This window comes from Natroniella acetigena (genome assembly GCF_023227745.1).
GTDB lineage: Bacteria > Bacillota > Halanaerobiia > Halobacteroidales > Halobacteroidaceae > Natroniella > Natroniella acetigena.
Map to the genome: position 1 here is coordinate 42,306 of NZ_JALKBX010000011.1, position 11,855 is coordinate 54,160.

Annotated in this window: 12 protein-coding genes and 1 other annotated feature; all 12 genes read left to right on the top strand. The window is 31.5% G+C overall.

The window, feature by feature from the left end; all coding sequences use genetic code 11:
• Positions 1-5: 5 nt before the first annotated feature.
• The 12 genes from yqfD to MWH25_RS04400 all read left to right on the top strand — a co-directional run bounded on the left by yqfD (position 6) and on the right by MWH25_RS04400 (position 11,224).
• A complete protein-coding gene (yqfD, locus tag MWH25_RS04345) occupies positions 6-1,250 on the top strand; it encodes a sporulation protein YqfD (RefSeq protein ID WP_248626245.1) in 1,245 nt (414 codons plus the stop codon).
• Entirely contained in the window at positions 1,237-2,184 is a 948-nt protein-coding gene (locus MWH25_RS04350) for a PhoH family protein (protein WP_248626247.1), read from the top strand. The genes yqfD and MWH25_RS04350 overlap by 14 nt, the downstream gene beginning before the upstream one ends.
• A gap of 20 nt (positions 2,185-2,204) precedes the next feature.
• Positions 2,205-4,337 carry an HD family phosphohydrolase gene (locus tag MWH25_RS04355; protein ID WP_248626249.1) on the top strand — a complete coding sequence of 711 codons (2,133 nt, stop codon included), beginning with the start codon at positions 2,205-2,207 and terminating at the stop codon, positions 4,335-4,337.
• Positions 4,321-4,752 carry an rRNA maturation RNase YbeY gene (gene ybeY, locus MWH25_RS04360; RefSeq protein WP_248626251.1) on the top strand — a complete coding sequence of 144 codons (432 nt, stop codon included), beginning with the start codon at positions 4,321-4,323 and terminating at the stop codon, positions 4,750-4,752. Before MWH25_RS04355 ends, ybeY begins: the two co-directional genes overlap by 17 nt.
• The gene (locus MWH25_RS04365) at positions 4,752-5,450 is read left to right on the top strand and encodes a diacylglycerol kinase (RefSeq protein ID WP_248626253.1); all 699 of its coding nucleotides are present in this window, start codon (positions 4,752-4,754) and stop codon (positions 5,448-5,450) included. The genes ybeY and MWH25_RS04365 overlap by 1 nt, the downstream gene beginning before the upstream one ends.
• A gap of 40 nt (positions 5,451-5,490) precedes the next feature.
• Positions 5,491-6,786: a hemolysin family protein gene (locus MWH25_RS04370; RefSeq protein ID WP_248626255.1), complete on the top strand. Its 1,296-nt coding sequence runs from the start codon at positions 5,491-5,493 to the stop codon at positions 6,784-6,786.
• A complete protein-coding gene (locus MWH25_RS04375) occupies positions 6,767-7,369 on the top strand; it encodes a DUF502 domain-containing protein (protein ID WP_248626257.1) in 603 nt (200 codons plus the stop codon). Before MWH25_RS04370 ends, MWH25_RS04375 begins: the two co-directional genes overlap by 20 nt.
• Positions 7,370-7,371: 2 nt before the next feature.
• Positions 7,372-7,830, top strand: a complete 459-nt coding sequence (locus tag MWH25_RS04380; protein ID WP_248626259.1) for a GNAT family N-acetyltransferase — start codon at positions 7,372-7,374, stop codon at positions 7,828-7,830.
• A 423-nt stretch (positions 7,831-8,253) separates the two neighbouring features.
• Positions 8,254-9,165, top strand: a complete 912-nt coding sequence (era, locus tag MWH25_RS04385; protein ID WP_248626261.1) for a GTPase Era — start codon at positions 8,254-8,256, stop codon at positions 9,163-9,165.
• 81 nt (positions 9,166-9,246) lie between these two features.
• Entirely contained in the window at positions 9,247-9,930 is a 684-nt protein-coding gene (gene deoC, locus MWH25_RS04390) for a deoxyribose-phosphate aldolase (protein WP_248626263.1), read from the top strand.
• 137 nt (positions 9,931-10,067) lie between these two features.
• Positions 10,068-10,814 carry a DNA repair protein RecO gene (gene recO, locus MWH25_RS04395; protein ID WP_248626265.1) on the top strand — a complete coding sequence of 249 codons (747 nt, stop codon included), beginning with the start codon at positions 10,068-10,070 and terminating at the stop codon, positions 10,812-10,814.
• A gap of 8 nt (positions 10,815-10,822) precedes the next feature.
• Positions 10,823-11,224: a DUF4342 domain-containing protein gene (locus tag MWH25_RS04400; protein WP_428832794.1), complete on the top strand. Its 402-nt coding sequence runs from the start codon at positions 10,823-10,825 to the stop codon at positions 11,222-11,224.
• A gap of 248 nt (positions 11,225-11,472) precedes the next feature.
• Positions 11,473-11,644: a binding site (T-box leader), on the top strand.
• Positions 11,645-11,855 lie beyond the last annotated feature (211 nt).

An 11,855-nucleotide genomic window follows, 5' to 3' on the forward strand; every position in this document is an offset into this window, starting at 1 on the left:
ATATCTTGAGACGGCTCTATGATTTAATTAAAGGGTATGTTAGATTGGAGATTCAAGGAAAAGATTTAGAAAAGTTTCTTAACTATTTAGTTAGAAATGATATAGAATTGTGGAATGTTGTTCGTATAGAGGATATTATTTATGTAAATATTAAACTAAAAGATTTTAAAAAAATTAGAAAATATGTTAGAAATTCAAGCTGTAGAGTTAAAATCCAGCAAAAAAAGGGAACTCCTTTTTTAATAAATAGATTAATTAATAGACGGATGTTAGTAGTGGGGGTTATTATTTTAGTAGTAATTATTCATCTTCTATCTTCTTTTGTTTTTTTTATTGAGATTGAAGGAGTAACTGCAGAAAACCAAGAAGAGGTTAGAGAATTATTAACTGAGTTTAAAATCCGTCCTGGGGTGTTAAAATCGAGTATTGATTTGGAGCAGTTAGAAGATTTAATTTTGCAGAAAAAATCACAATTTGCTTGGAGTAATGCTTATTTTCAAGGTACTAAGTTAGTAGTTGAACTGGCAGAAAAAGAGTTGATAGATATGGATATTATTCCAAGTGATGTAGTTGCTGACAAGTCTGGGGTTATTAATGAGTTGATTGTATTGCAAGGAACTCCTGTTGTTGAGGAAGGAATGACAGTTAAAGCAGGAGATTTATTAATTAGTAAGGAAGTAGTAGTGAAGAGTGAAAAAGATGAAGGAGATGAGAAGTTAGAAGAAGCTGAAGATAATGAAGAAAAGATTGTGATAGAGACCAAGGAAGTTAGGGCAGAGGGTCTTGTTAAAGCACATGTATGGTATGAAGGTTATGCTGAAGCCAAGTTAGATAATACATTTTTACAAGCTACTGCTAATAGTAAGTTTAGTAATATTATTAAATTTGAAAATAAAGAAGTTATTATTACTGGGCCAAAAGAACCTCCCTATAGTCAATTTGCGGTTGAAGAAGAGGTAAAATCTCTTCCGAAATGGAGGAATATTGATTTACCTATCGAATTAATTAGAAGAAGATATATTGAGCTTAAAGAATTTAGAGCAACTAAGGATGTTGAGATTGCTAAGAAGATAGCTAAAGAAAGAGCAATAGATGACGTGTTAGAGAAAATAAATCAAGAGGCTAAGATATTAAATAGTGAATTGAAATTAATCAAATTAGAGCAAGAAAATTTAATCAGGATTAAAGCTTTAATAGAAGTAGAAGAAGATATCGGGACTAGGAGGGAAGAGTTAATTGAAGTTGACTAAAGAAGTTGAATTGAATAGTAATCATTCAGCACAAGTTATATTTGGCAAACAAGATCAAAATTTAAAGTTAATTGAAGATAGTTTTTCTATTGAGATTATTGCTAGAGGAACTTTGATTAAGATCATGGGTAAAGAAAAGGTTATAAATAAAGTAGCTAAATTATTTAAGGAGTTAGAAAAGATAGCTCAACGGGAAAATAATTTGACTAAAAAAGAGGTTGGATATGCGATTGAAGTAGCTAAGGAAGGAAAGTTTTCCTTGGATGAGGTCTATTCTGACGTGGTTCAAGTTACCAATTCTGGAAAGAAGATTAGACCTAAGACCTTAGGTCAAAAGATGTACTTAGATGCTTTACGCCAAGATGATATTGTATTTGGAATTGGTCCTGCAGGTACAGGAAAGACCTACTTAGCAGTAGCAATGGCTACTAATGCATTGATGAGTAATCAAGTGAAAAGAATTATTTTAACTCGTCCTGCAATTGAAGCCGGAGAAAATTTAGGGTTTTTACCAGGTGATTTACAAGAAAAGGTTGATCCATATTTACGTCCGTTATATGATTCATTATATGATATTTTAGGAGTTGAAAAAGTAAATAAATTATTGGAGAGGGAAGTTATCGAAATTGCACCACTAGCTTATATGAGGGGAAGAACTCTAAAAAGTTCATTTGTAATTCTTGATGAAGCACAAAATACTACTAAAGAACAGATGAAGATGCTGTTAACTAGATTGGGTTCTAATTCTAAAGCAGTAATTACTGGAGATATTACTCAAGTTGATCTACCAACGAGAAAAGGCTCAGGGTTGGCCCATGCTGAGAGTATATTACAGCAAATAAATGGCATTAGCTTTGTTTATTTAAGTAATCAAGATATTGTTAGACACAAGCTAGTTAGAGAGATTGTTAAAGCTTATGATGAAAGTGAGTAAGGCTTTTAGGAGTGAATATAATGGCATTTTTTAAGGAGTTATTGAGTAGATTAGATGAGATTGATTTTTATAAGAACAAAACATTTCAGAGATCGAGTTGGGGGTTAATTATTTTTGTTGCCTTAGCAACAATAGTAATTATTAATTTTTTGCCAACTAGAGTGGGAGTAGATCTAGGACAAGTTAGTAAAAGAGATATTATAGCACCTAGAACTGTAGAATATATCGACCAAGAGGAGACAGAAGAAAGAAGACAAGAGGCTGCAGAGGCTGTATCAAAAGTATATGAAGAAGATATAAGAGTAGGAACTGAGATAGAGGTTGAAATAAGAGAGTTTTTTAAATTAATAGAAGAAATTAGAGGGTTAGAAGAAAAAAAATTAGAGTCAAAGGTTGAAGTTGTAACAGAAGAAACTACTATAGATTTATCTTTTTCAGATTTGAAATATTTATTACAGTTGAGTGAGGAAAAGTTGGTCCAACTAAGAGTTGATGCTTTAGCCTTAGTAAATAGTTATCTAAATCGAGGGATTAGAGATGATTCTTTAGCAGAGGTTAAAGAAGAAATAAAGCAAGAAGAGGTCGATTTAGAGCAAGATACTATATATAATGAAATAGTTGCTCAAATTAGTAGCCAAGTTATTCGCCCTAATCTTATTTTTAATCAAGAAGAGACTGAACAAAGAAGAGAATTGGCCCGTCAGAAGGTTGAACCGATTAAACATATTGTTCATAAAGGTGAAGTTATTATTCGGCATGGTAAAGTAGTAACCGAAGAAGATATCAAACTTTTAGAAGCATTAGGGCTGAGAGATCATAGGTTAAATTATTTTAGTCTGGTGGGGTATACGTTAATTATATTAATCTTTTTTTTGATTGTGACTTTTTATATTTATCAGTACCAAGCTGAAGTTCTAAAAGATGAAGGGGTTATGGCTTTATTAGGATTGTTACCAATAATTATTTTGTTATTAGCGAAGATAGCCAATTATTTACCAATTGAATATCCTTCTTTCATTGTTCCGGTAGCTGTTGCTTCGATTATTATTACTATCTTAATCAATACTAGGTTAGCTGTAATCTTTACGATTGGATTATCTTTTTTAGTGGCAATAGTTAGTGGTGAAGGGATTATTGATGTAGCGGTAGCAATGATCAGTGGTTTAACAGGAATTTATAGTGTTTCTAAAGTGAGCCAACGATCTGACTTAGTAAGAGCTGGTTTTATTGTTAGTGCTACTAGTGCTTTTACTATTTTTGCTTTTTTGTTAACTAAAAGTTCTTTAGAAGTGATTAGATTTTTAAAGATAGTTCCTTTAGGTATTTTAAATGGTGTATTAGTAGCAATTGTAACTAATGGTTTGTTACCGTATGTTGAAAATATTTTTGGGGTTACTTCACCGGTTAAGTTGTTAGAATTATCCAATCCTAACCATCAATTATTGAAGAGATTATTAGTAGAAGCACCAGGAACCTATCATCATAGTATTATAGTCGGTAATTTAGCTGAATCAGCTGCTGATCTAGTAAATGCTGATCCATTATTGACCAGGGTAGGTGCTTATTATCATGATATTGGTAAGATTAAACGTTCTTATTTCTTTACTGAAAATCAAATTGGTGATAAGAATCCTCACGATAAATTATCACCTAATTTGAGTACTTTAATTATTACTTCACATATTAAAGATGGGATTGAATTAGCTAAAGAACATAAATTACCTAAAGTAGTAATAGATATCATTACTCAACACCATGGAACCAGTCTTGTATCTTTCTTTTACCAAGAAGCAGCTTATGATGAAAAATATAAAAATGTGGATAAGGATGATTTTAGATATGAAGGCCCTAAACCGCAGATTAAAGAAGCAGCATTAATTATGCTAGCAGATGTAGTAGAGGCAGCTGTTAGATCAAATGTTTCAGTACAGAATAATCCTGGGAAGTTAGAAGGGTTAGTAAGAGAGTTGATCAAAAACAAATTAAATAGTGGGCAATTAGATGAATGTGATTTGACTTTAAAAGATTTAGATAAGGTAGCAAATTCTTTTGTGAATATATTACAAGGGGTTTTTCATAGTCGAGTTGAATATCCTGATGATATTGCTCAACACTTAAAGGAGGAAGAGATTTCTAATGGAGATACTGATTAATAATTTACAGGATAAGTTAGAAGTAGATCAGAAATTAGAAAGCCTGATCAGAAAGATAGTAAAAAAGGTGTTATTAGAAGATTGTGAGCAAGATAAAGAGGTTAGTATTGCTCTAGTGGATAACAAATATATTAAAGAATTAAATCATCGTTATCGTGATAAAAATGAAGCTACTGATGTTTTATCGTTTCCCCAAGAAGATGAATTATTATTGGGGGATGTTATTATATCTTTAGAGAGAGCAGCCCAGCAAGCTACAGAATATAATCATGCAGTGCAACGAGAAGTTGGTTTTTTAGTAGTTCATGGAATGCTGCATCTGTTAGGTCATGATCATTATCAGCCTGATGAGAAAGAGAGCATGCGTAAAAAGGAGGAAGCAATTCTAGCTGAGCTAGGATTAACTAGGGAGTAATGAAATTTATTCAAAGTTTGATTAATAGCTTTAATTATGCTGCAACAGGTATAATTAGAGTTTTAAAAGATGAATTGAATATGAAAGTTCATTTTATGTTTGCAATCTTAGTCTTAATCTGTGGGGTCTTATTTAATTTAGCTAAAGTAGAAGTATTGATCCTCTTTTTAACGATAACATTAGTAATTTTTGCTGAGATGATAAATACAGCTATTGAAGAATTAAGTGATCTGGTTTGCCAAGAATTTAATTCTAAGGTAAAATTAATTAAGGATATTGCGGCAGGAGCTGTATTGGTAACGGCTATAAACGCTTTGATAGTAGGATATATAATTTTCTTTAAGGGGTTTAAACCATTAACATTGAATCTATTATATCGAATACATCAGACGCCAATTCATTTGACCTTTATAGCTTTAGTATTAGTATTATTAATAACTATAGTAGTTAAATCAAAATTTAATAAAGGGACACCATTACAAGGTGGGATGCCTAGTGGTCATAGTGCAGTTGCTTTCTGTTTAGTGATAATTATTTCTATATTAGCTAATGATGCTTTAGTAGCTACTTTGGCACTTTTATTAGGTTTGTTAGTAGCTCAAAGTAGGATAGAAGGTCAAATTCATAGTTTCTGGGAAGTTGTTTGTGGAGCAATTATTGGTTTAATAGTAGCAATTTTGATTTTTCAATTATTGTAGCATTCCACAAACAGTATGAAGTATTAGGAGGCGTAGGTGTATGGGAGCAATTGAGCTAGTTTTATTATTTATATTATTAATTTTATCTGCTTTTTTCTCTGGAGCCGAAACTGCTTTAATGTCAGTTAATAAAGTTGAGATTAGGCATTTAAGGCAGGAAGGTGACTCGCAGGCTAAAATTGTAGATGAATTATTAAATAGACCAGATAAATTATTGATTACAATTTTAATAGGAAATAATTTAGTTAATATAGCTGCTTCTTCCATCGCGACAGCATTGGCGACAGAGGCTTTTGGAGATAAAGGAGTAGGAATTGCAATTGGAGCAGTTACCTTGTTTGTTTTGATCTTTGGAGAGATTACTCCTAAATCTTTTGCTAATAAGGAAGCAACATTATTTTCAATGAAGGTGGCTAGATATATTCAGGTTTGTTATTATCTGTTGGCCCCTTTAATTAAACCATTGACTATCTTGACTAATTTTATGATGAGAAGAAATAAGGATGATTCAGTAGACAAGAATTCATTTGTGAACGAAGATAAAATTAGGAAGTTTTTAGCTGTTGGGGAGAGGGAAGGTACTATTGAAAGTGATGAAAAGAAGATGATTAATAGTATCTTTGAATTTGATGATACTTTGGTAAAAGAGATTATGGTTCCTAGAATAGATATGGTCTGTATTGAAATCAATGATACTTCAGAAAAGTTAATAGATATAATTATAGATAACGGTTTTTCTAGAATTCCAGTCTATAATGAAACTATTGATAATATAGTTGGGGTTGTGTATGCTAAAGATTTATTACTATTATTGAAAAAAGAAAGATTTAAAGCAGATATTAAAGAAATTATGAGACCTGCTTATTATATTCCAGCTATTAAAGAAGTTGATAGTTTATTAAGTGAATTGAGAAAAGAGAAGATACATATGGCAATTGTGCTGGATGAATATGGAGGAACAGATGGTTTAGTTACAATTGAGGATTTATTAGAAGAAATTGTAGGAGATATTCAAGATGAGTATGATAAAGAAAGAAAGTTAATTAAAGAGATTGATGAAGATGAGATCTTAGTTGATGGTCGGGTTGATATTGATGAAATTAATGAACTGTTAGAAATTGATTTACCGGAAGAAGATTATGAAACAATTAGTGGCTTTATTTTAAGTAAATTAGGTTATGTTCCTGATGAAGCAGAAGAGATTGAATATCAAAATTTAAAGATCATTGTCCAAAAGATTGTGAGACGCAGAATTTCGGAAGTAAGATTAAAAAGGCTTAATCAAGTTGTATTGGAAGAAATACAGGAGGATGAAGATGTTAAAGGAGATACGTAATTATCTGATTACAGGATTGATTATTTTATTACCATTGTTGACAACTGTTTATATTATTTTGACAATAGTAAATTTAGTAGATGGTATTTTTAGTCCTTTAATCAGATTAATAATTGGACGAGAAATTTATGGGTTAGGTTTTATAATTACTTTTGTGATTATTTTAGGAGTAGGTATAGTAGCAACGAATGTGTTAGGAAAGAAGATGATTAGTGTAGGGGAAAGATTATTAACTAAAATACCTATTGTCAGAAATATTTATTTAACTACACAACAAATCTTAGATGCTTTATTATTAAAGAAGAAGACTGATTTTCGTAAGGTTGTCCTGGTTGAATATCCAAAAGAAGGGGTTTATCAGCTGGGTTTTTTGACTTATGAAGGTAAAGGAGAAGTGCAAAATAAATCAAATAAGAATGTAGTTAATGTCTTTATACCTACTACTCCTAACCCTACATCGGGAATGTTAATTTTAGTAGCTGATGAAGATCTAACTTATCTAGATATGACAATTGAAGAAGGACTAAAGTGGGTTATTTCTGGAGGAACAATAGTACCTGAATCTGAAAAGGAGGAGCTTTAATAGTGGTAGTTGAGATTAAACAGTTAACAGATCATACTGATCAAGCATTACTTAAACAAGTAGTGGCAATTGAACGAGATGCCTTTGGTGAAGGTGCCCTTAATTATTGGGGACTAGTCCAGATGCTTCATTATGGATTGGTTTATATTATTTATGTTAATAGTAATCCTGCTGGTTTGGTATATTATATGCGAGAGATGAGTAAAGCAGATAGTGCTTATTTATATAGTTTAGTAATTGCAGATGAGTATCGTAATAGGGGTTTTGGTAGTCAATTGTTGGATTATTCACTGACCGACGTTGAAAAATATGGTATTAAAAGAGTGGGATTAACAGTAGCTCCTGATCATGAGCAAGCAATTTATTTTTATCAAAATAAATTTGGTTTTAGAAAGAAAGAGTTTCGCAAAAATGAGTATGGGCCGGGGGAAGATAGATTGGTTTTGGAGGTTGATTTATAATAATCTTGTTTATATAATTGGTAATTTATTAGTGGATTTAATTATTGAATATCTAAATTTAGTGAGGGAACACTAAATTTAAATTTATAATAGTGTAACATCCGCGTTAACTTAAGATGATTTTTGGTATTATAGGAGTTTGAAGTGAAGCTTTATTACAATTATGTGTCACTTTGTGACACATAATTGAGTTGACAGTGTACAGTGAACAGTTTACAGTTAAGATCAAAATATTAAGATCTTAAAACCCATGAAAAGACTTAAAATTATAGGTTTAGAGTGGTTTTGATTTTAAGATTTTAATGGTTTTAACTGTCAACTGTAAACCGTAAACTGTACACTGATATAAAGTGGCAAAGTGCCACTTTATATCAATAAGAAGTTAAATTTAACTTATAGAAATAGAAAAGGGGACGAGTAATAATGGAGCAATTGGGAGTAAAAGAGGGGTTTAAATCAGGTTTTATTGCAGTTGTTGGACAACCTAATGTAGGTAAATCAACTTTGATTAATAGTTTAATTGGAGAGAAGATAGCAATAACTTCTCGTAAGGCTCAAACAACACGGAATAAAATTCAGTGTATTTTAACATTAGATGGGGCTCAATTAATTTTCATTGATACACCAGGAATTCATACTCCCCAAGATAAGATGGGAAAATATTTAAATAAAACGGCATATAATGTACTTAAAGGAATTGATTTAGTCTTATTTGTAGTTGATGTTAATTATCCACCAAATGCTGAAGATAAAAGGATAGCTAGTGAATTAGAGAAGTTTGATAGTCCTATTTTATTAGTTTTAAATAAAGTAGATGCCATTAAAAAATCCGATTTGGCCCGTAGGATAAAGGAATATGAAAGGTTATTAGAACCTGATGATTTATTGAGTATTTCAGCTAAGCAAGAAACAAATTTGGAACAATTGGTAGAGCTTATGATTGATTTTCTTTCTGAAGGGCCACAGTATTATCCAGATAATATGATAACAGATCAGATTGAACAGTTTATTATTGCAGAATTGATTAGAGAGAAGATTCTTAAACATACTCATCAGGAGGTACCACATTCTGTGGCAATTGAGGTTATTGATTTTGTAGAACGGGAAGATAAGGGCTTAATTGAGATTAGGGTCAACATTTATGTTGAGCGAAGCTCACAAAAGGGGATTATAATTGGTAAAAATGGAAAGATGTTAAAGAAAATTGGTACTCAAGCACGACAGGATATAGAAGATTTATTAAGTACTAAGGTGTTTTTAGATCTATGGGTTAAGGTGGAAAAAGATTGGCGTGATGAAGATGATGCATTAAAAATGTTAGGGTATAAGAAGTAAAAGAAGGGATCTTGTTAGTATAAGCTAAATAATATATTTGATTAGTTTTAAATAACTAAAAGAAGTAGAGGTGTTGTAATCGTGGCGATTAAACCTAAAGATATGGCTAAGATGATTGATCATACAATTTTAGAACCTACAGTAACTGTTTATGATGTTAAAGAAAAATGCGATGAGGCTAAGGAATATGAATTTACTTCAGTCTGTGTTAATCCTTGTTTTGTACCTTTGGCTGCTCAATTATTGAAGAATACTTCTGTTAAGGTTTGTACAGTGATTGGTTTTCCATTTGGTGCTAGTACTCCTGAGACCAAAGCTTATGAAACTAAAGATGCTGTCAATAATGGTGCTCAAGAAATCGATGTAGTACTCAATATTGAGGCTATTAAAACACATAAGTGGGAATTTGTTAAAAGAGAGACTAAGGCTGTTGTAGATGCAACTAAAATTGCAGGGGTTACAAAAGATATTATTACAAAAGTAGTTATTGAACCTTGTTATTTGAGTCAAGATGAGATTAAAAAAGTTTCTGAAATTGTCAAAAAGAATGGGGCTGATTTTATTAAGGTCTCAACCGGTTTTGCTTCTAAAGGAGCTACTATGGAAGATGTTAGCTTAGTTAGAAAGACGGTAGGACGTTCGATAGGAGTTAAGGCTGTAGGGGAAATTAATAGTTTTGATGATGCATTGAACATGTTAGATGCTGGGGCCAATCGCATGGGAACTAATCATGGAATAGCAATTGTGACAGGAGAAGAGGAATAGTTGAATCATAATTTTGTATTTATGAATATTAATTTTTGAATGAAGGGCGTATTATAATACGCCCTAATATTTTTAATTAATTATTGTTTATTATAAGTTGGTTTAGCATAAACTATTGAGTAAAAGGATTGAGAATTATGTCACTGTTTACTACAGATGCTATTGTGCTAAGAGATTATGAATTGGGAGAGGCAGATAAAATTGTCCTATTATTTAGTAAAACGAAGGGTAAGATTAAAGTTGTTGCTAATGGAGTTAGAAAAACAAAAAGCACTTTAGCAGCGGGGATGCAGCCTTTTGTCTATAATCAGATTATTGCTTATCAAGGAAAGTCTGATTTAGCTAAGTTGAGTCAATGTGATATCAAAGAAAATTTTCGTGTTTTACGTGATGATTTAATTAAAATGGCTTATGCTTCCTATATAGTTGAGTTAATTATCAAATTAACAGTGGATAGAGAAGAAAATCGGTTGGTTTTTAGTCTGTTATTATTGACTTTGAGGTTATTGGATCAGTTTGATGATCCAGATTTGATAGTCAAAACCTTTGAACTGAAATTGCTTAAAATATTAGGCTATCGTCTCCATTTAGAAGATTGTATTAAGTGTGGTAATAAATTAACTCAAGATCTTAAATTTGATGCCTCAGCTGGAGGAGTAGTCTGTGCTAGTTGTTCTAATTTTAGTAGTAAAAATATAAGCTTAGGAACAGTAAAGTTTATGGAACAGTTGCTGAAATTAGATTATAAAAAATTGTTTAGATTGCGGATAACGACTCAGATCAACCAAGAGTTGTTAATAATAATTCCTTATTATATTCAAACCTTAACCGATAGCAAGTTAGAAACAGTAGCTTTTTTACGGAGCTTGAAGGAGTTAAGTTAAGGAGGAGAATAGCTATGGAAGATTTGGAAAAAATAGATGTAATTAGAGATAGGACAGGGGTCAGCTATGAAGAGGCGATTACTGCGTTAAGAGATAGTAATGGTGATGTTTTGCAGGCTATAATTCAGCTAGAAGGAGAAAGTAAGAATCAAAATTATAATTACAATCATTATAAAGAGGAATTTCAGGTGCGTGGGCAAGAAGTAATTAATAAAGTTAAGGAATTAGTCAAAGAAGGAAATATAACCCGTATAAAAGTTAAGAAAAATGGTAAAATATTAATAGATATTCCTGCTACTGCAGGGGTTATTGGAGCAGTTATTTATCCATCATTATTGTTACTAGGTTCAGTAACAGCTTTAGCTACTGAATGTACAATTGAAGTGGAGCGAGTAAAAAAAGAAGATTAAGTAATATAGTTTACAGTTGACAGTGTACAGTTTACAGTTATAACCTTAAGAGCTTAAGTGCTTTAAATAGACTTATATCTATAGGATTAGAGTGATTTTGAATTTGGGGTTTTAATTGTTAACTGTAAATAGTAAACTGTACACTGATATAAAGTGGCAAAGTGCTACTTTATATCAATTCACTAGTCACTAATTCTTATTGACAAATAGAAGAGAGTTTGATATATTTAAGACAAATTTGAATATTATAGATTATGATGAACAAAATTAGTAATTAGCCACTGCTATAAAAGCGAGCTAGAGTAGGTGGGAGTCTAGTATAGTAAGTTAATGAAGGCGTTTGGGAGTAATCATTATAAAGTGGATCCTTAGTGGTTAAGGATTAAGCAGGGTGGAACCGCGGGAAACCTCGTCCCTGATAGTATTCAAGATACTATTAGGGAGGGGTTTTTTTAAGTTCAGATAATAGAGTATAGGGTATAGTTAAAAATCTTAAAAAAAGTGTGTTATTAAAGTTTTTGAATTTATAGATGTTTAACTTTAAAGTGAAATAATATTACAATTATGGTGTGATCTGTTGCGATATGAAAAGTATCGCCTAGTATTGTGAAGACAATCTACAATAACTAAA